Here is an 18,745-nt window from a genome sequence, read left to right as displayed (position 1 = left end):
GTCAGGGCCGGTGACCCGCGCCGCGACGGCAGGCGCCGATCCGCCGCCGGCCGGGAGGCTCAGGCCTCGATGACGAGCGGCACGATCATGGGCCGGCGGCGGTAGGAGGTGTTGACCCAGCGGCCGACGACGCGACGGACGGCCTGCGAGAGCGCGTGCTGATCGCTCGCCCCGTTCCGCACCGCCTCCTCGAGCGCGGCCGCGATCCGCGGCTTGACCTCGTCGAAGACGCTGTCGTCCTCCGCGAAGCCCTTCGCGTGGATCTCGGGGCCGACGACGATCCGCCCCGTGCCCGCCTCGACCACCACGATGATCGAGATGAAGCCCTCCTCGCCGAGGATCCGCCGGTCCTTGAGGTCGGCGTCGGTGATCTCGCCCACCGACGATCCGTCGACGTAGACGAACCCCAGGTCGAGCCGTCCGACGACGGTCGCCCTGCCGTCGAGCAGGTCGATCACGGTGCCGTCCTCGGCGATGATCGTGTTCTCCTCCGCGATCCCGGTCTCGCGCGCGAGCTGCGCGTTCGCGACCAGGTGCCGGTACTCGCCGTGCACCGGCATCACGTTCAGCGGCTTGAGGATGTTGTAGCAGTAGAGGAGCTCGCCGGCCGCGGCGTGCCCGGACACGTGCACCTTCGCGTTGCCCTTGTGCACGACGGTCGCTCCGAGCCGGGTGAGCCCGTTGATGACCCGGTACACCGCGTTCTCGTTGCCGGGGATGAGACTGGAGGCGAGGATCACGGTGTCGCCCTCCCCCGGCTCGATCTGGTGATCGAGGTTGGCCATCCGGCTGAGGACGGCCATCGGCTCGCCCTGCGACCCGGTGGACATGTAGACGATCCTGTCCTCGGGGACGTCGCCCGACTTCTTCATGTCGACCAGGACTCCCGGAGGGACGTGCAGGTAGCCGAGATCCGCGGCGATGCGCATGTTGCGGACCATGGAGCGGCCGAGCAGCGCCACGCGGCGGCCCGTGGCGTGGGCCGCGTCGAGCACCTGCTGCACCCGGTGCACGTGGCTGGAGAAGCTCGCGACGATGACGCGGCGGGTCGCCCTGGCCATGACGCTCTCGATGACCGGGCCGATGTCGCGCTCGCTCGGCGTGAAGCCGGGGACGTCGGCGTTGGTGGAGTCGACCATGAACAGATCGACGCCCTCCTCGCCGAGGCGGGCGAAGGCGCGCAGGTCGGTGATCCGGCCGTCGAGCGGCAGCTGGTCCATCTTGAAGTCGCCGGTGTGCAGCACCGAGCCGGCGTCGGTGACGATCGACACGGCCAGCGCGTCCGGGATCGAGTGGTTCACGGCGACGAACTCGAGCTCGAAGGGCCCGAGGTTCTCGACGTCGCCCTCCTTCACCGTGAGCGTGTACGGCGTGATCCGGTGCTCCTTGAGCTTCGCCTCGACGAGGGCGAGCGTGAGGGTGGACCCGATCAGCGGGATGTCGCGCTTCAGGCGGAGCAGGTAGGGGACGGCGCCGATGTGGTCCTCGTGGCCGTGGGTGAGGACCACTCCGACGATGTCGTCGAGCCGGTCCCGGATGGGCGTGAAGTCCGGGAGGATCAGGTCGACGCCCGGCTGGTCCTCCTCCGGGAAGAGCACGCCGCAGTCGACGACCAGGAGCCTGCCGTCGATCTCGAAGACGGTCATGTTGCGGCCGATCTCGCCGAGGCCGCCGAGGGGGATGATCCGGAGCGTTCCCGGAGCGAGCGGGGCGGGGATGATCACGGGACCGGGCATGCGCCCTCCTTCTCCAGCGGTGCTTTCTCGGGACGTGCCGCTCGGGCTCAGCGGGTGGTGCCGGCGACCTTCGGGAGGGCGCCGCCGGCCGCGGCGTTGCGGTCGGGCCGGAAGTTGCGGAAGTCGACGCCCGGGATGTCGCGGACCAGGCCGAGCTCGTCCTCGATGAGCGCCGCCTCCGACTCCTCCGGGCCGACCAGGGGCAGCCGCACGCGCGGCGAGGAGATGCGGCCGAGGCCGTGCAGGATGTACTTCGCGGCGACGGTCCCGGGGACGTGCGTCATCACGGCGCGCACGAGCGGCTCGAGCTGCTGGTGCGCACGAGTGGCCGCGTGGAGGTCGCCCGCGTTCACGGCGTCGACGATCGTGCGGTACGGCGCGGCGGCGATGTTCGCGGTGACGCCGATGAGCCCCGTGGCGCCGATGGCGAGCTCGGGGAGCACGTTCGCGTCGTCGCCGCAGAAGTACATCAGGTCGGTCTGGTTGAGCACGCGGCTGACCTCGGAGAGATCGCCCTTCGCGTCCTTCACGGCCAGGATGTTCGGGTGCTTGGCCGCCCGCAGGATCGTCTCGTAGCGGATCGGCACGCCGGTGCGGCCGGGGATGTCGTAGAGGATGACCGGCAGGTCCGTCGCATCCGCGATCATCCGGAAGTGGGTGAGCACGCCCGCCTGCGTGGGCTTGTTGTAGTACGGGGTGACGATCATGTTGCCGTCGGCGCCGGCCTTCTCGCTCTGACGGGCGAGCTGCATGGCGTGGGCGGTCTCGTTCGAGCCGCCTCCCGTGATGATCTTGGCGCGGCCCCCGGCGACCGAGCGGCCGACCTCGACGAGGCGGATCTTCTCCGGGTCGGTCAGGGTGCTGGTCTCGCCCGTGGTCCCGGTGACCACGATGCCGTCCGCGCCCGCTGCGATGCAGTCGTCGATGTGCTTCTCGACACCGGGCCAGTCGACCTCGCCGTCGGCGGTGAACGGGGTGACCAGGGCGACCAGGACCTGGCCGAAGGGATTCTCCGGAGTTGACACGCTGCCAGGGTAGCGGGTCGCCGCCGCGCCGCCGGGAGGAGGTTCCCGGAGCCGCCCGCGCGAACGGCAGCAGGCGGATCGGGCGGGACGGCCCGCTCGTGCTCGCCGGTCGGCGGGCTACGGGGCGACCCGGCCGTTCGCCGCGAAGGCGGCGGCCGTGAGGGGCATCAGCTCCTGGAAGTGCGTCTCCATCTGCTCGGCCGCCATCTCGATCTCGCGCTGCGGGAAGGAGGGGAACGTCGAGTCCTCGCGCTTGGTGCGCAGGGAGAGGAAGTTCATCAGCGAGCGGGCGTTGAGCGTGACGTACATCGACGAGTAGATGTTCAGCGGGAGGACGATCCGGGCGACCTCGCGGGCGACGCCCTCGCCGAGCATCCGCCGGTACGACTCGTACGCCTGCGTGCTGACGCGGCGCGTCTCCTCGGCGACGAGCTCGGCCTGCTCCGCGGTGCCGGGCTCGAAGGAGTAGGCGCCGGGCTTGCCGACCTGCACGAGGTTGCGGCGGGGACCGGGTACGTAGAAGACCGGGCGGAGCTCGCGGTAGCGGCCCGACTCCTCGTTGTAGGAGGCGATGCGGTGCCGCATGAACTCGCGGAAGACGAAGATCGGCGCCTGCACGTAGAAGGTCATCGAGTTGTGCTCGAACGGCGAGCCGTGGCGGTCGCGCATCAGGTAGTTGATCAGTCCGCGGTCGCGCTTGCGCTGCAGCTCGGCGTCGGACTCCTCGCCGTCGAGCGCCTCGGCGAGCGTCTTCTCGCCCTGGGTCGAGACGCGGGCCGCGAACAGCACGTCGGAGTCGTGGGCGCTCGCGCGGACCAGCTCGACGACGACATCACTGCGGAAGACGGGACTGCTCGGGTCTGCGCTGAGGCTGCTCTGTTCGGTCACGGATCGAACCTAGACCACGCTCCGACCGCGGCCGTCGTCACATCCCGAAACAGTCGTCCGCGGAGCGCCCGCGCCGACCTACGCTTCCCGGATGGAGCCCGTGACGATCCTCGCCGCACTGCTCGGCCTCGTCGTGCTGGGCGTCGTCCTCGGGGCTGTCCATCGGGCCCGCTCCGGGCGCGTCGCGAGCGCCCCCTCGCGCCAGGACCCCGCGATCGACCCCGGCGAGCTCGTCCCCGGCGCAGTGCTCGGGACCCGGGCCACAGTCGTGCAGTTCTCGACCGACGTCTGCACGCGGTGCCCTGCAGTGCGACGGATGCTCGGGGAGCTCGCCCAGCAGCGGCCCGGGCTGGCGCACCTCGACGTCGATCTGACGCACCGCCCCGACCTCGCGGCGCGCTTCCGCGTCCGGCAGACGCCCACGCTCCTCCTGCTCGATCGAGACGGAGTGCCGCGCAGCCGCGTCGGCGGCGCTCCGACCCGGGCCGCCCTGACCATCGAGCTCGACCGACTCCAGGAGACATGATGAGCACCCGCTCCCCCTCCACCACCGGCGCCACTCCCCCGTCCGGCACCGTCGATCCCCGCGGCCCGAGGGTCGCCGCCGGAGTCACCGCCGCACTCCTCCTCACGGCCGTGGGCCTCGGGCTCGCGGCCGCGGCCCGGGCCGACCTCGACGGCCGGCTCTCCCAGCCCGGCTTCCTCCTGCTGCTCGCGCTCGCCGCCCTCTTCGCCTGGTCGGCCGCGCGCGGCGTCGGCTCCGGCCCCTGGGCGGTGCTGTTCCGCCGGGTGGTCCGGCCGCACCTGGCACCGCCGCGCGAGTGGGAGGACGCCCGCCCGCCGCGCTTCGCCCAGCTGATCGGCCTGGTGGTGACCGGCGCCGGCGTCCTCCTGCACGTCGCCGGCGTCCCGGGATCGGTTCCGGTCGCCGCGGCCGTCGCCTTCCTCGCCGCCTTCCTCAACGCCGTGTTCGGCCTCTGCCTGGGCTGCGAGCTCTACCTCGTGCTCGCGCGGGCCGGCCTGGTCGGGCGCTCGGCCGGCTCCCGGGCGTGAGGCTCTAGGCTGGGTCCGCTTCGCGGGCGGCCCGCGACCGGCTCCGGGAGGCACCATGAGCGACTCATCCGCACGGCACTCCGACCACGACGGGACCACGGACTCCGGCTCGCCGCGACGCGCCGCGCGCACGCCGGGCGAGCACGTGTCGACGCCGTCCGAGCTGCCCTCGGCCCGGCCGGACGCGTCCGCTCCCCGGCTCCGCGTCCTGATCTCGGGCGCCAGCGGGATGATCGGCTCCGAGCTGACCCGCCAGCTGCGCGCCGAGGGGCACGAGATCCTGCGCCTGGTGCGCCACGCGCCGTCGAGCCCGGACGAGTTCCACTGGGCGCCCACCTCGCACATGCTCGACTTCAGCGTGCTCGACCGCGTCGACGCCGTGATCAACCTCTCCGGCGCCTCGATCAGCCGCCTGCCGTGGACCGCGTCCTACAAGCGGGAGATCCTCGACTCGCGGATCCAGTCCACGCAGACCCTCACCGACGCGATGCGGATGTCCTCGACCCCGCCGACGACGCTGATCAACGCCTCCGCGGTCGGCTACTACGGAGACCGCCCGGGCGAGGAGCTCACCGAGCAGTCCTCGCGCGGCGACGGGTTCCTCGCCGACGTCGTCGACCGCTGGGAGAAGGCCGCCCACCTCGCGCCCGAGGCCACGCGGGTGGTCACCGCTCGCACCGGGCTCGTCCTCGGCGACGGCGGCGCGCTCAAGCCGCTCCTGCCCCTGACGAAGCTCGGCCTCAGCGGACCCCTCGGCAGCGGCAACCAGGCCTGGCCCTGGATCAGCCTCTACGACGAGGCCGCGGCGATCCGCCACCTGCTCACGTCCTCGCTCTCGGGCCCGGTGAACCTCGCCGGACCGGTGCCGGCGACCGCGAACGACGTGATGCGCACCCTCGCCGAGCAGCTGCACCGCCCGTTCAAGCTGGCCGTCCCCGAGAAGATCATCGAGCTCGCGCTGCGCGACGCCGGGCACGAGCTCCTGCTCTCGAGCCAGCGCCTGGTCCCCCAGCGGCTGCTCGACGACGGCTTCGAGTTCCGCCACCGCACGGTCGGCGCGGCGCTGGAGTGGGTGCTCGCCTGATCCCGGCCGCCCGAGCGGTCCTCGCCCGGAGAGCCGCGCTCGGGTCGCGGCCGAGCGGTCAGGCCGGAGCCTCGTGCTCCAGCGCGATGGCCCGGCGGATGGCGCCTCGGGCGCGCTTGCGGTCGCCGCTGGCGTCGTAGGCGAGGCCGAGGCGGTACCAGGCGCGCCAGCTCCCGGGCTGCTTGTCGACGTCCTCCGCGTACCGCGGGAACAGCGCGTCCGCCTCCTCCCGGAGCGGACGCCCGCTGGCCCGCGAGTCGAGGACCTCCTGCGGCAGCGCGTTCTCGCCCTCCAGCCGACGGGCCAGCTTCTCGGCGCGGAGCCCGAACAGCAGCTCGCGCACGAGCCCCCAGACGCCGACGGCGCCGAGGATCAGCAGGCCGACGCCCATCACGATGCCGGGCACCGTCGCCGCGGCGAAGGCGACGACGGAGTACTGCAGGCAGACGAACAGGTAGAGGGCGAGCAGGACCGCCATCAGGACGACGCCGACGCGGGTCCTCACGAGGTGCTCGTCGCTGCGGCGGCCTGGCCGGACGGAGGCCGGTCGACGACGGGCTGCTCGTCGACCGGCCGCTCGGCGAGAGGCGCGGCGTCGAAGGCGGCGCGCAGGTCGATCAGCGCGTCGAGGCCCACTACCACGCCCGAGGTCGTCCGGACCGCGTCGAGAGCACGCAGGACGCCCTGCTCGTAGGACGCCTGCGAGGTGGTGTCGTGCCGGATGGTGACCGTCTCGCCGGTGCCGCCGAAGACGACCTCCTGGCGCGCCTCCACTCCGGGCAGGCGGAGGCTGTGGACCGGGACGCTCGCGACCTGCTGGCCGCGGGCCCGCTGGTCGGTGTGCGGAGCCTGCACCGGACCGAGCTCGGCCCGGGCGCGCAGCAGCAGCTCGGCCGTGCGGACCGCGGTCCCGGAGGGCGAGTCGACCTTGCGGGCGCCGTGGGTCTCGACGATCTCGGCGGCGTCGAAGAAGCGCGCGGCCACGGTGGCCAGCGCGGTCGCGAGCACCGAGCCCAGCGAGAAGTTGGGGATGATCACGACGCCGGCCTCGGGCTGCTCGGCGACGCTGCGCCGGAGGGCCGCGATCCGGTCGCCGGTCCAGCCGGAGGTGCCCACGAGCACCTTCCTCCCGTTGGCCACGGCGAAGTCGACGATCTGCTGGCTGACGGCCGGCACGGTCATGTCGACGACGACGTCGGCCGCGAGCATCTCGGCGGGATCGCTCCGCGAGCCGAGCCGCGCGACGAGCGAGAACTCGCTCGACGCCTCGATGAGCGAGCAGGTGAACGAGCCGAGTCGGCCGGACGCGCCGACCACGGCGACGGAGGTAGTCACCGACTCAGCGTAGCCCGCGGCTCAGTACGGCTGGGCCTCGGGCAGGCCGGTGCGCAGCTCCACGGGCAGGTGCGAGAGATCGTTGTGCACGACGAGCACCGGCGGCTTGCGGGAGCGGACGCGGATGATCGTCAGCCCGCAGTTGGCCTGGTTGAGGCCCAGCCACCGCCAGTCGGGAGCGTCGAACACGTGGCGGACGAACCAGCCGATCACGAAGTTGTGGGTGATGAGGAGGTCGTGGCGGTCCTCGCGCGACGGCGCCAGGAACTCGGCCACCGCGTCCTGCATCTGCGCGTGCCCCGCCTCGATCTCGGCCGCGGTGACGCTGCCGAAGAAGGGCTCGAACGCCTTGGGCATGTCCGGTGTCGGCCCCGAGGGGATGCAGTCGAACAGCAGCGAGGACGGCTGGAGCGGCAGGCTCGGCAGAAGCGTCTGGAAGCGTGCGGCCGTCTCCTCGGCCCGGCGCAGCGGGGAGTGCCACGCTCCCGTGAAGGGGACTCCGCCGAGCCGCTCGGCGATGAGCCTCGCCTGGCGCTCACCACGGGCCGAGAGCGGGCCGTCCGGCATGCCGTGCTCGGCGTCCTGCTGCTCGCCGTGGCGGACGAGGTAGATGTAGTGGGACACGGGGTCCTCCCTGGTGCGGCGCGGCGGTGCGCGGTCAGCGGGCGTTCGACGATCGGATCAGATCGCGGAGGCGCTCTCGATCCCGGCGATCCCGGCGAAGGCCGACTCGTCGACCGCGCCGACGGCCGAGATCGACGACGGCCCCCGGGCCAAGTCTGCCGCGAGTGCCTGGACGTCCTCCGCGCCGACGAGGGCGAGTCGGCGCAGGCTCTCGTCGAGGTCGACGAACTCGCCGAAGGTCAGCTCGGCGCGTCCGAGGCGCGACATCCGGGTGTCGGAGTCCTCCAGCGCGAGCGCCGCCGCTCCCGAGAGCTGGCCGCGGGCGCGGGCGAGCTCGTCGTCGGTGACGCCGTCCTCGGCGAGGCGGTGGAACTCGGTGAGCAGGAGCTCGGCGACCGTCCCCGCCTTCGCCGGGGTGCACGCGGCGTAGAGCCCGAAGAGGCCCGCGTCCGAGTAGGACGGGGCGAAGGAGTAGACGGAGTAGGCCAGGCCGCGCTTCTCGCGCACCTCCTGGAACAGCCGCGAGGACATGCCGCCGCCGAGGATCGAGTTGAGGACGCCCATCGTCATCCGCCGCTCGTCGCCCGCGGCGAGACCGGGGAAGCCGACCAGCAGGTTCGCCTGCTCGGTGGGGCGGTGCACCACCGACAGGGCGCTGCCGCGGGTGTAGGACGCACGGCCGCCGACGCGCCGCTCGACGGGCGGGGCCGCCGTGCCGAGGTCCCAGCCGTCGGCGACGAGGACCCGCTGGAGCAGCGCGACAAGCGCCTCGTGGTCGACGGCGCCGGCGACGGTGATCACCACGTCTCGCGGGCGGTAGGCGGCGCGGTAGTGCGCCCAGACCGCGTCCCGGGTGGCCTCGCCGATGGTCGCGGCGGTGCCCCCGATCGGGCGGCCCAGCGGGTGGTCGCCGAACACGGCCTCGAACAGCTTCTCGCCCGCCACGTCGGCCGGATCGTCGTCCGCCATCGCCAGCTCCTCGAGGATGACCCCGCGCTCGGTCTCGAACTCGTCCGGATCGATCAGGCTCGAGGTCACCATGTCGGCGATCACCTCGACCGCCATCGGGAGGTCGCGGTCCTGGATCTTGGCGTAGTAGCAGGTGTACTCCTTGGCGGTGAGAGCGTTGTGCTCCCCGCCCACGGAGTCGAAGGACACGGCGATGTCGAGGGCGGACCGCTTCTGCGTGCCCTTGAACAGCAGGTGCTCGAGGAAGTGCGTCGAGCCGACGTTGGAGGGCACGGCGGGCTCGCCCGCGGTCGCGGGGCGGCCGGGCCGCTCGTCGCGAGAACCCGCGGCGACCCAGAAGCCGATCGTGGCGCTGCGGGCGCCGGGCACCGATTCGCTGAGGATGCGGACACCGCTCGGGAGGACGGAGCGGCGGACCGTGGATCCGCCTGCGGCCCGGACTGACGTCTCCGGCTGGTCGAGGGGCAGTGCGACTCCGTGATTCATCGTGCCCACCCTAGGCCACCGCGACGGCGGCCCGAGCCGGGCTGTCGCGCCGTGGCGGGAGAGGTGCAGGGGGCGTCGCGGACGGGCGCGGTCAGCGGCGCGCGCGCTCCAGCGCGGCCAGGTGTCCGGGGTCGAGCTCGAGCGAGACCGCGCGCACCAGCGCGTCCACGTCGGCGGGTGAGCGCGGGGCGACCGTCGCGGCGGTCAGCCGCGGCCGGCCGAGCAGCCAGGCCAGGGCGACGGCGGCGGGAGCGGCCGAGAGCTCGGCACCGATTGCGTCGAGGACGGCGAGGACCCGGCGTCCGCGGCGCCCGAGGTGGGCGGCGGCGAGTGCCCCGTCGGGCAGGCGGCCGAGCTCGCGGCGGGTGCGCTCGGCGCCGCGGAGGAACCCGTGGGCGAGGGGGACGGTCGCGAGCAGGGCGAGTCCCTGGCCGGCGGCGACGAGGCCGAGATCGCCCTCCGAGCCGGGCCGCTCCAGCAGGTTCCAGCGGACCTCCGCGCCGGCGAGGCGGGGCAGCCCGTGGGCGGCCAGGACGCGCGCCTCGAACAGCTCCTCCGGGGAGAATCCGGAGGCGACCACCGACCGCACCAGCCCGCGCGCCAGCAGCACGTCGACAGCGCTGAGGAGCTCGTCGAGGCGCCCGGCCCCGTCGGGGCGGACCGCCAGCACATCGAGGCGATCGGTGCGGAGGCGGCGCAGCGCCCCCTCGACACGGTCCACGAGCGCACGCGGCGTCGCGGGCGCGCCGACCGGAGCGGCGAAGCGGCCGATCAGGAGGAAGCGGTCCCGGTCGCGGTGTCCGGCGGGCCAGCCGCCGACGCCCTCCGCGAGGCTCGAGTCGGTGACGACGACGCCGTTGCCGCCCCACGCCGCGTAGCGCTCGAGCAGCGCGGCACCGTCGTCGCGGCCGAGCGCCGCCGCGTCGAGCACGAAGGGGAAGAGATCGTGGCCGGAGTCGCCCATCGGCCGGCGGTGCGAGGGTGCGACGGCGGTCGGCTCGACGGGGCCGGTCTCGGCGAGGACGCCGCTCGAGGAGGCTGCGCGGGAGGCCGCGGGCGGGAGCGGGACGGCACTGTGACGGGGAGCCCGCACGACGGCGCCGGTCCTGTCCCTGGGCACGCCACCACTCTCCCTGCGGCGGCTCGGGTCCCGCCAGGGGAGAGAGTATCCGAGCGCCGTAGCCGCCACTCCGCCGGGTCGCGCACGGTTCACCAGATCGTTACACGGGCGCCGCCGGCGGGGTCGACTCGCGCCGGCGAGCGGTGCGGCGGGCCCCTCCGTGTCGGCCGTCCGGGCTAGATTCGCGACCATGGACTCCGCCGCCCCGACCCCCTCCGAGACCGCCGCCCCGACCTCCGACTCCCCCGAGCGGGAGACGTCAGCGCCCTGGTGGACGAGCGCCGTCGTCTACCAGATCTACCCGCGCTCGTTCGCGGACTCGAACGGCGACGGCATCGGCGACCTGGGCGGCATCCGCTCGAAGCTCGACCACCTCGCCGACCTGGGGGTCGACGTGATCTGGCTCTCGCCGGTCTACCCGTCGCCGCAGCACGACAACGGCTACGACATCTCGGACTACGAGGACATCGACCCGCGGTTCGGGACGCTGGAGGAGTTCGACCTGCTCCTCGCGGAGGCCCACGAGCGCGGCATCCGCATCGTGATGGACCTCGTGGTCAACCACACGAGCGACGAGCACGCCTGGTTCGTCGAGTCCCGCTCCTCGCAGGAGGACCCGAAGCGCGACTGGTACTGGTGGCGCCGCGGGCGCCGCTCGGCCGAGCCCGGCCGCGAGCTCGAGGCGGCCGCCGGCGCCGGCCTCGACGTCGCCGAGCCGAACGGCTGGCGCTCCTACTTCTCCGGCCCGGCCTGGACGCTCGACCCGGCGACGGACGAGTACTTCCTCCACCTCTTCGCGGTGCAGCAGCCGGACCTCAACTGGGAGAACCCCGAGGTGCGGCACGCGGTGCACGCGATGATGAACCGCTGGCTCGACCGCGGAGTGGACGGCTTCCGGATGGACGTGATCAACCTCGTCTCGAAGGACGTCGGAGCCGTCGACGGCGAGCAGGGCGGCGCGGGCATCGTCGGAGGGGTGGGTCCGCGGCTCCACGAGTACCTCCGCGAGATGCACGAGGCCGTGTTCGCGCACCGCGAGGGCTCCTTCCTCACCGTCGGCGAGATGCCCGGGGTCACCCTCGAGGAGGCGGTGCTCGTGACCGATCCCGAGCGGCGTGAGCTCGACATGGTCTTCCAGTTCGAGCACGTCGGCATCGACCACGGAGTCGACAAGTTCCACCCGGTGCCGCTGGACCTGGTCGCCTTGAAGGCCAACCTCGCGCGCTGGCAGGACGGCCTGGCCGAGCGCGGCTGGAACAGCCTGTACCTCGGCAACCACGACCAGCCGCGTCTCGTCTCGCGCTTCGGGGACGACGGCGCGCACCGCTACGAGTCCGCGACCCTCTGGGCGACGCTCCTCCACCTCCAGCGCGGCACGCCGTACATCTACCAGGGCGACGAGATCGGGATGACGAACGTCCCGTTCGCCGGCATCGAGGACTTCCGCGACGTCGAGTCCCTGAACTACTGGGCCGAGGCCGTCGGCGAGCGCGGCGAAGACCCGGCGACCGTGCTCGCCGGGCTGCGCGCGCAGAGCCGCGACAACGCCCGCACGCCGGTGCAGTGGGACGACAGCCTCCAGGCCGGCTTCACGACCGGCGAGCCGTGGATCGCGGTCAACCCGAACGCCGCCGAGGTGAACGTCGCCGCCGATCGGGCCGCCGAGCGGTCGGTCTTCGAGTACTACCGGGCGCTGATCGCGCTGCGGCACGCCGACGAGACGGTGCAGCTGGGCCGCTTCGCGCTGCTGGAGCCCGAGCACCCCGCGCTCTTCGCCTTCACGCGCACCGGACCGGGCGAGCTGCTCGTCGTCGGGAACGTGTCCGGTGAGCCGCTCGAGGTGCCGCTGCTCGAGGAGTGGGCGGCTGCCGAGACGGTCCTCGGCAACGTCGCCGGTGCGACCGGGTCGACGCTCGGCCCGTGGGAGGCGCGCATCCTGCGCCGCTGAACCTCGCCGCGCCCCGCTCCGAGCACGGCGCGGGGCGCGGCGCCCGACGGCGGTGGACCAGCGGGCGAGGGCCTCAGGCGGAGACGCGGTCCAGTTGAGCGACGTCGCTGCGGGTCAGCGGGAGCGCGGCCGCCGCGAACAGCGACTCGAGCTCCGCGGCGTTCCGCGCCCGGACGATCGCCGCCGAGACCTCCTGGTGCGAGAGCACCCAGGCGAGCGCGACCACGCCGGGCTCCGTGCCGTGGGCCCCGGCGATCTCGTCGAGGGCCGCGAGCACGCGGGAGCCGTGGCGGCCGACGTAGTCCAGGCCCGCCTCGAACAGGGCCGACTCCGGCTCGTCCGTGCGGCTGCGCAGGGCGCCGGTGAGGTAGCCGCTCGCCAGGGGCAGCCGCGCGAGGGTGCCGAGCTCGAGCCGCACCACCTCGGGGGCGACGTCGGTCTCGTAGGTCCGGCGCTCCATCAGGCTGTACTCCGACACGACGGCCGAGAGCGACGGCAGCGCGAACGCGGTCGCCGTCTCGTGCAGCGCCGTGATCGCGGCTCCGCTGAAGTGCGCGGCGCCCAGGGCGCCGACCGAGCCGTCCGCCAGGAACGGCGCGACCGCCGCCAGGCTGTCGGCGATGGGGATCCCGGGGTCCTCGCTGTCGAACGAGAGCAGGTCGATCCGGGTGCCGAGCCGCTCGAGGCTCCCCTCGATCGCGATGCGGACGTCCTCCGGGGCGAGGCCCGGCGCGTCCGGGTGCCGGCCGACCTTCGTCGCGACCAGCATCCGCTCGCGCAGCCCGCTCTGCTCGAGCCAGCGGCCGATCATGTACTCGCTCCGACCGGTCGCGTAGTGGTCCGCGGTCGAGATCAGGGTGCCGCCGAGACGGCCGAACGCGTCGAGCACCTCGGTGGTGTCGTCGATCCCGGCGGCCCAGCCGAAGACGGAGCCGTCGAGGGCGAGAGGATGCACGGGGAGGCCGGTCCGACCCAGGGTGCGTGAGAGGAGGGGCGTCTCCGGCTCGGTGGCCAGGGGCGTCGGGTCGGTCACGGAGTCCTCCGGTCGGGGCGGTGCGGCGCGGTCCCGCCACCGTACCCCATGCCCCCGCCGACGACGGACGCCCGCCCCACCGGAGTGGGACGGGCGTCACGATCGTGCAGGAGGGATCAGCTCTCGGCGGGAGCCTCTGCCTCGGCCTCCTCGGCCACGACGGGCGCGAGGGACAGCTTGCCGCGGTCGTCGATCTTGGTGATCTGGACGAGCAGCTTCTGACCGACTCCGAGGACGTCCTCGACGTTCTCGACGCGCTTGCCGCCGGCGAGCTTGCGGACCTCGCTGATGTGCAGCAGTCCGTCCTTGCCGGGGAGGAGCGAGACGAACGCGCCGAACGTCGCGAGCTTGACGACGGTTCCGAGGAACTGCTCGCCGACCTCGGGGTTGGTCGGGTTCGCGATGGCGTTGACCTGCGCACGCGCGGCCTCGGCCGACGGGCCGTCGACGGCTCCGATGTAGACGGTGCCGTCCTCCTCGATGGAGATGTCGGCGCCGGTCTCGTCCTGGATCGCGTTGATCGTCTTGCCCTTGGGGCCGATCAGCTCGCCGATCTTGTCGACGGGGATCTGCACCGAGATCACGCGGGGCGCGGTCGGGGCCATCTCGTCGGGCTGGTCGATGGCCGCCGTGAGCACCGCGAGGATCGTGGTGCGGGCGTCCTTGGCCTGCTTGAGCGCGGCGTCGAGCACCGACGACGGGATGCCGTCGAGCTTCGTGTCGAGCTGGATGGCCGTGACGAACTCGGCGGTTCCGGCGACCTTGAAGTCCATGTCGCCGAGCGCGTCCTCGGCGCCCAGGATGTCGGTCAGCGCCGCGTAGCGGGTCTGGCCGTCGACGACGTCGGACACGAGGCCCATCGCGATGCCCGCGACCGGGGCGCGCAGCGGCACTCCGGCGTTGAGGAGCGACAGGGTCGACGCGCAGACCGAGCCCATCGAGGTCGAGCCGTTGGAGCTCAGCGCCTCGGAGACCTGGCGGATCGCGTAGGGGAACTCCTCGCGGCTCGGCAGCACCGGCACGAGGGCGCGCTCGGCGAGGAAGCCGTGCCCGATCTCGCGACGCTTCGGCGATCCGACGCGGCCGGTCTCACCGGTCGAGTAGGGCGGGAAGTTGTAGTGGTGCAGGTACCGCTTCTTGGTGACGGGCGACAGCGAGTCGATCTGCTGCTCCATCTTGAGCATGTTCAGCGTGGTGACGCCCAGGATCTGGGTCTCGCCGCGCTGGAAGATGGCCGAGCCGTGGACGCGCGGGATGACCTGCACCTCGGCGTCGAGCGGGCGGATGTCGGCCAGGCCGCGTCCGTCGATGCGCACGCCGTCGCGGAGGATGCGGCCGCGGACGACCACCTTCGTGACGGACTTGTACGCCGCTCCGACCTGGTTGTAGGCCTCGGCCGACAGCTGACCCGACGCGATGCGCTCGGCGATCTGCTCCTTGACGCGCGCCTTGAGGGCGTCGTCGGCGTCCTGCCGCTCGACCTTGTCGGCGATCTGGTACACGCGGACGAGCTCGTCGTAGCTGAGCTCGGCGACGTTGTCGTAGGTCTCCTGCGCGTAGGGCAGGAACACCGGGTAGTCCTTGACCGGCTTCGCGGTCTCGGCGGCGAGCTTCGCCTGCGCCTCGACGAGTGCGCGGAGGAAGGGCTTGGCGGCCTCGAGGCCCTCGGCGACGACGTCCTCGCTGGGCTTGGTCGCACCCGCCTTGATGAGGTTCCAGGAGGACTCCGTGGCCTCGGCCTCGACCATCATGATGGCGACGTCCGAGGAGCCGTCCTCGTTGGTGACGACGCGGCCCGCGACGGTGAGGTCGAAGACGGCGTTCTCCAGCTGGGAGGCCTTGGGGAAGGCGACCCACTGGTCGTTGCCGGAGCCGTCGGACATGAGCGCCAGGCGGACGCCGGCGACCGGGCCGGAGAACGGCAGGCCGGAGATCTGCGTGGACGCGCTCGCGGCGTTGATCGCGAGGGCGTCGTAGAACTCGTCCGGCGCGATGCTGAGGACCGTGATGACGATCTGGACCTCGTTGCGCAGGCCCTCGACGAACGAGGGGCGCAGCGGCCGGTCGATCAGACGGCAGACCAGGATCGCCTCGGTGGAGGGGCGGCCCTCGCGGCGGAAGAACGAGCCGGGGATCTTGCCGGCGGCGTAGGAGCGCTCCTCGACGTCGACGGTCAGCGGGAAGAAGTCGAAGTTGTCCTTCGGGTTCTTCGAGGCCGACGTGGCCGACAGGAGCATGGTGTCCTCGTCGAGGTAGGCGGCGACGGCGCCCTGAGCCTGCTGCGCGAGGCGGCCGGTCTCGAAGCGGACGGTGCGGGTACCGTACGAGCCGTTGTCGAGAACGGCTTCGGCGAATGTGATTTCAGGACCTTCCAAGAGGTCTGTCTCCTTAACGTCTGCAGCGGCGCCCCTTCTGGGCGCCGGCGTTCGTCGGAGCAGCGGTCCGGTCAGGAATCGAGACGATCCCACGGCAGGGCTTCGCGCCGTGCCGTCGTGTGGAGGGCGTTCGTGCTGGCCACCAGTAGAAGAGCTCCGGGCTGTCGCGACCTGTGCCGCGAGCGGGACGTGCCGCCTGCGACTCGTGCCGCGGCGGCCCGTGCTCTGTCGCACGCTGCCGCCGTCCGGGACTCCACCACCGAGGACCAGCTTCCTGCCGGCCTGCTCCGTGGCTCGAATCCTGGGTCGACCGGCGGTCGCTTTCGGATTCGGAACCGGTTCATGCTATCAGCCGCGGTGCGGTTCCTCCATGGACCGCGCCGACCCGGCGGGCCCTCCGCCCGTCAGCCCCGCGTCTCGTGCATCAGCAGCTCGACGCGCAGCCCGCCCCTCACCGTCACGATGCGGGCCGGCACGCGGGGCGACCTCCCCGCCTCCGAGAGCCGGGCGAGGGCGGCCTCGACCACGTTCTCGAGACCGCGCGGCACCTGGCCGACGAGCCCCGAGGGGCGCTGGGCCGCGAACAGGCGGACCGGCATCGGAGCGTCCACGCGCTCCTCCTCCGCGGTGCGGCGCGGGATCACGGCCGTGACCTCGTCCTCGCCGAGGGCGAGCACCCGCGCGATCTCGTCCTGGTGAGGCCGGGAGTCGGCGAGGCGGAGGAGGGTGTCGCCGCGCCGCGACTTCGGGCGCAGCTCGTAGTCGTAGTCGTCGAGCTTGCCCGAGCCGCGGTCGTCGGAGGGGAGGGGGTTCGCGTCGCCGCGTCCGAACGGGAAGAGCTTCATGCCTCCATTGTCCAGCTCGCGGCCCCTCCCCCCGCTCGCGTCAGGCGGTGCGCCGCATCCGGGCGATCGCCGCGAGCACCAGGACGAGCACGACGACGACGAAGCCGAGCAGGACCGGGACGGCCGGCAGGAGCGCGAGCGCGGCACCGATCGCCAGGACCGGCACCGCGAGGCCGAGGTAGGCGGCGAGGAACACGGCCGCGAGCACCTCGCCGCGGGTCTCGTCGGTGGCGAGCGAGCCGGCGACTCCGAGCGCCAGGCGGAAGAGCAGGCCCACGCCCGCTCCCGCGAGCACCCCGCCGATGATGAAGGCGGACACCGAGACGATCACGGCGCCGGTCGCGACCAGCAGCAGCCCGGCCGTCAGCGCCACGGCCGCGAGGCGGAGCGCCGTCCGCGAGGACAGCCGGATCGAGACCAGCTGCGCGACGGCTCCGGCGGCGAAGACCCCGAAGGAGACCGCGCCCGCCTCGAGGTGGGAGGTCTCGCCGAAGCGCCCGGCGAGGAAGGTCGGCGCCAGCGAGGTGAAGAGGCCGAATACGGCGAACCCGGCGAACGCGCCGACCGCGGCCGAGAGGAAGACGCCGCGGGAGGCGGCCGGCACGGCCAGGCGCTGCGGACGGTAGGCCGGGAGGACCTCGCGCCGCTCGACCGTCTCGGGGACGAGCGCGACACCGATCCCGAGGACGACCAGGAGGACGAGGAACACGGCGTACGGGACGACCAGAGGCTCGCGCACCGTCACGGCGAACACCCCGCCGACGAGCGGGCCGAGCGCCAGCCCGCCCATGTTCACGAGGGCGGAGACGGCGCGGGAGGTGCCGGGGCCCTCCTCCGGGCGGGCGACGGCGCGCAGCTCCGAGAGGTGGGCGGTGGCCGTCGCGGTGAGCGCGCCGACGCCGAGCCCGGTCAGCAGGCGGGCGAGGATCAGCCCGGGCACGTCCGGCCAGAGCAGGAACACGGCGGCCGCCAGGACCTCGACGAGGATCGACGCGAGCAGGATCCGGCGGCGGCCGAGCCAGTCGCTGACGTGCCCGGCGAGGAAGAGGCTCGCCACGACTCCGACCGCGTACGCGGCGAAGACCACGGTGACGACGAAGGCCGGGAACCCGTCGCGCTGCTGGTAGATCGCGTAGAGCGGTGTCGGCACGGTCGAGAACGCCATCACCGTGAGGAAGGCGACGGCGATCACCCAGAAGCCGTGACGGTGCGGGAGCTCGCGGCGATGGACGGACGGGAGGGAGCGCTCGGTGGTGGTCACAGTGTCCACAGTGCTCCGCCCCATCATCCGTGTCCAACGGAGGATCTCGGATGAATTGATCGTCCCTGTTGGATAATGGGCGCATGGACGACCGCCAGCTCGCCGCCTTCGTCGCCGTCGCCGAGGAGCTCAGCTTCACCCGGGCGGCCGCGCGCCTGTTCGTCGTGCAGTCGACCCTCTCGGCGAGCATCCGCTCGCTCGAGCAGGAGCTCGGCTCGCCGCTGTTCGCCCGCTCGACCCGGCGGGTGGCGCTCACCGCGGTCGGCGAGGCGCTCCTGCCCTCGGCCCGATCGGCGATCGACAGCCTCGACCGGATGCGCTCGCTCGCGGCCGACGACGCGGCGGGGCTCCGCGGGCGGGTGCGGGTGGGCACCTTCTCCGCCCTCGACCTCGTCGACCTGCCCGGCGCGCTCGGCGTCTTCCGCACTCGGCACCCGCTGGTGGACCTGCTCCTGCGCACCTCGACCACCGGCTCCACCGGTCTCGCCGAGGACCTGCGCCGCGGCCTGCTCGACGCCGCTCTGCTGGCACTGCCGGCGACGCAGCTGCGGGGCCTGGCGGTGACGCGGCTGGTGCGCAGCGACTACGTCCTGCTGGTGGAGAGCGCGCATCCGCTCGCCGCGGCGGGACCGCCCTCCCCGCAGGACCTCGACGGGCTCACCTTCGTGGACACGCCCGCCGGCTTCGGCAACAGGGTCGCCGTCGACCTCGCCTTCCGCGAGGCCGGGGCGTCGCGCCGGGTGGCCACCGAGGTCGCCGATCTGCCGGGGATCCCCCGCTTCGTGCAGGCGGGGCTGGGTCCGGCGATCGTGCCGCGCGCGGGCGTCGAGCCGCTGGAGGGCGTCACGGCCCTCGCGCTCGGATGGCCGGGGCTGGTCTGGGAGCTCTCGGTCTGCACGGCGCCGCGCCCCTCCGCCGCGGTGCAGGCGCTCACGGCCGTGCTGGCGGAGCGCTCGGCCTAGG

The 18,745-nt window shown here is 73.1% G+C and carries 17 protein-coding genes; 5 read left to right on the top strand and 12 right to left on the bottom strand.

Going from position 1 to position 18,745, the window contains the following annotated elements; translation table 11 throughout:
• Nucleotides 1–59 precede the first annotated feature (59 nt).
• The 3 genes from C5C57_RS06595 to thyX all read right to left on the bottom strand — a co-directional run bounded on the left by C5C57_RS06595 (nucleotide 60) and on the right by thyX (nucleotide 3,649).
• Nucleotides 60–1,736 (bottom strand): ribonuclease J, encoded by a 1,677-nt coding sequence (locus C5C57_RS06595; protein WP_104224470.1) that lies wholly within the window; start codon nucleotides 1,734–1,736, stop codon nucleotides 60–62.
• A 47-nt stretch (nucleotides 1,737–1,783) separates the two neighbouring features.
• Nucleotides 1,784–2,761, bottom strand: coding sequence for a 4-hydroxy-tetrahydrodipicolinate synthase (gene dapA, locus C5C57_RS06590; protein ID WP_104224469.1), 978 nt, complete (start codon nucleotides 2,759–2,761; stop codon nucleotides 1,784–1,786).
• A gap of 117 nt (nucleotides 2,762–2,878) precedes the next feature.
• Complete coding sequence (thyX, locus tag C5C57_RS06585) at nucleotides 2,879–3,649, bottom strand: FAD-dependent thymidylate synthase (RefSeq protein WP_104247916.1); 771 nt, start codon at nucleotides 3,647–3,649, stop codon at nucleotides 2,879–2,881.
• 91 nt (nucleotides 3,650–3,740) lie between these two features.
• Here thyX and C5C57_RS06580 point away from each other — a divergent pair, with 91 nt between their 5' ends.
• The 3 genes from C5C57_RS06580 to C5C57_RS06570 are packed head-to-tail and all read left to right on the top strand — an operon-like array spanning nucleotide 3,741 to nucleotide 5,786.
• Nucleotides 3,741–4,175: a thioredoxin family protein gene (locus tag C5C57_RS06580; RefSeq protein ID WP_104233266.1), complete on the top strand. Its 435-nt coding sequence runs from the start codon at nucleotides 3,741–3,743 to the stop codon at nucleotides 4,173–4,175.
• Complete coding sequence (locus tag C5C57_RS06575) at nucleotides 4,175–4,702, top strand: DUF4395 domain-containing protein (protein ID WP_104233265.1); 528 nt, start codon at nucleotides 4,175–4,177, stop codon at nucleotides 4,700–4,702. Before C5C57_RS06580 ends, C5C57_RS06575 begins: the two co-directional genes overlap by 1 nt.
• A 55-nt stretch (nucleotides 4,703–4,757) precedes the next feature.
• Nucleotides 4,758–5,786: a TIGR01777 family oxidoreductase gene (locus tag C5C57_RS06570; protein WP_104238626.1), complete on the top strand. Its 1,029-nt coding sequence runs from the start codon at nucleotides 4,758–4,760 to the stop codon at nucleotides 5,784–5,786.
• 58 nt (nucleotides 5,787–5,844) lie between these two features.
• Here the strand turns inward: C5C57_RS06570 and C5C57_RS06565 are convergent, their stop codons facing one another.
• From C5C57_RS06565 to C5C57_RS06545, 5 genes are all read right to left on the bottom strand, one after another.
• Complete coding sequence (locus C5C57_RS06565; protein WP_104247917.1) at nucleotides 5,845–6,291, bottom strand: tetratricopeptide repeat protein; 447 nt, start codon at nucleotides 6,289–6,291, stop codon at nucleotides 5,845–5,847.
• Nucleotides 6,288–7,121: a 4-hydroxy-tetrahydrodipicolinate reductase gene (gene dapB / locus C5C57_RS06560; protein ID WP_104247918.1), complete on the bottom strand. Its 834-nt coding sequence runs from the start codon at nucleotides 7,119–7,121 to the stop codon at nucleotides 6,288–6,290. The genes C5C57_RS06565 and dapB overlap by 4 nt, the downstream gene beginning before the upstream one ends.
• A gap of 21 nt (nucleotides 7,122–7,142) precedes the next feature.
• The gene (locus C5C57_RS06555) at nucleotides 7,143–7,745 is read right to left on the bottom strand and encodes a histidine phosphatase family protein (RefSeq protein WP_104224462.1); all 603 of its coding nucleotides are present in this window, start codon (nucleotides 7,743–7,745) and stop codon (nucleotides 7,143–7,145) included.
• A 57-nt stretch (nucleotides 7,746–7,802) separates the two neighbouring features.
• Entirely contained in the window at nucleotides 7,803–9,200 is a 1,398-nt protein-coding gene (locus C5C57_RS06550; protein ID WP_104224504.1) for a pitrilysin family protein, read from the bottom strand.
• 91 nt (nucleotides 9,201–9,291) lie between these two features.
• Nucleotides 9,292–10,320 (bottom strand): aldo/keto reductase, encoded by a 1,029-nt coding sequence (locus C5C57_RS06545; RefSeq protein ID WP_146076624.1) that lies wholly within the window; start codon nucleotides 10,318–10,320, stop codon nucleotides 9,292–9,294.
• Nucleotides 10,321–10,510: 190 nt separating this feature from the next.
• On the opposite strand from C5C57_RS06545, the gene C5C57_RS06540 reads away from it, so the two are divergent.
• Nucleotides 10,511–12,268, top strand: a complete 1,758-nt coding sequence (locus C5C57_RS06540; RefSeq protein ID WP_104255563.1) for an alpha-glucosidase — start codon at nucleotides 10,511–10,513, stop codon at nucleotides 12,266–12,268.
• Between the two features lie 73 nt (nucleotides 12,269–12,341).
• Here C5C57_RS06540 and C5C57_RS06535 read toward each other — a convergent pair whose 3' ends face one another.
• The 4 genes from C5C57_RS06535 to C5C57_RS06520 form a co-directional block, all read right to left on the bottom strand.
• A complete protein-coding gene (locus C5C57_RS06535; RefSeq protein ID WP_104260622.1) occupies nucleotides 12,342–13,301 on the bottom strand; it encodes an aldo/keto reductase in 960 nt (319 codons plus the stop codon).
• Nucleotides 13,302–13,417: 116 nt separating this feature from the next.
• Nucleotides 13,418–15,676, bottom strand: a complete 2,259-nt coding sequence (locus C5C57_RS06530) for a polyribonucleotide nucleotidyltransferase (protein WP_104226293.1) — start codon at nucleotides 15,674–15,676, stop codon at nucleotides 13,418–13,420.
• Nucleotides 15,677–16,080: 404 nt separating this feature from the next.
• Entirely contained in the window at nucleotides 16,081–16,521 is a 441-nt protein-coding gene (locus tag C5C57_RS06525) for a hypothetical protein (RefSeq protein ID WP_104226292.1), read from the bottom strand.
• 40 nt (nucleotides 16,522–16,561) lie between these two features.
• Nucleotides 16,562–17,782, bottom strand: a complete 1,221-nt coding sequence (locus C5C57_RS06520) for an MFS transporter (RefSeq protein ID WP_258069186.1) — start codon at nucleotides 17,780–17,782, stop codon at nucleotides 16,562–16,564.
• A gap of 83 nt (nucleotides 17,783–17,865) precedes the next feature.
• Here C5C57_RS06520 and C5C57_RS06515 point away from each other — a divergent pair, with 83 nt between their 5' ends.
• Entirely contained in the window at nucleotides 17,866–18,744 is an 879-nt protein-coding gene (locus C5C57_RS06515; protein ID WP_104297443.1) for a LysR family transcriptional regulator, read from the top strand.
• Nucleotide 18,745 lies beyond the last annotated feature (1 nt).

Origin of the sequence: Rathayibacter sp. AY1C5 (assembly GCF_002931705.1) — a bacterium.
Lineage (GTDB): Bacteria > Actinomycetota > Actinomycetes > Actinomycetales > Microbacteriaceae > Rathayibacter.
This window is presented reverse-complemented; position numbering and strand designations above follow the sequence as displayed.

Excerpts from the sequence above, each read along its gene's own strand:
- C5C57_RS06595 (WP_104224470.1), bottom strand. The coding sequence starts at position 1,736 with ATGCCCGGTCCCGTGATCATCCCCGCCCCGCTCGCTCCGGGAACGCTC.
- C5C57_RS06580 (WP_104233266.1), top strand. The coding sequence starts at position 3,741 with ATGGAGCCCGTGACGATCCTCGCCGCACTGCTCGGCCTCGTCGTGCTG.
- C5C57_RS06575 (WP_104233265.1), top strand. The coding sequence starts at position 4,175 with ATGAGCACCCGCTCCCCCTCCACCACCGGCGCCACTCCCCCGTCCGGC.
- C5C57_RS06570 (WP_104238626.1), top strand. The coding sequence starts at position 4,758 with ATGAGCGACTCATCCGCACGGCACTCCGACCACGACGGGACCACGGAC.
- C5C57_RS06550 (WP_104224504.1), bottom strand. The coding sequence starts at position 9,200 with ATGAATCACGGAGTCGCACTGCCCCTCGACCAGCCGGAGACGTCAGTC.
- C5C57_RS06540 (WP_104255563.1), top strand. The coding sequence starts at position 10,511 with ATGGACTCCGCCGCCCCGACCCCCTCCGAGACCGCCGCCCCGACCTCC.
- C5C57_RS06525 (WP_104226292.1), bottom strand. The coding sequence starts at position 16,521 with ATGAAGCTCTTCCCGTTCGGACGCGGCGACGCGAACCCCCTCCCCTCC.
- C5C57_RS06515 (WP_104297443.1), top strand. The coding sequence starts at position 17,866 with ATGGACGACCGCCAGCTCGCCGCCTTCGTCGCCGTCGCCGAGGAGCTC.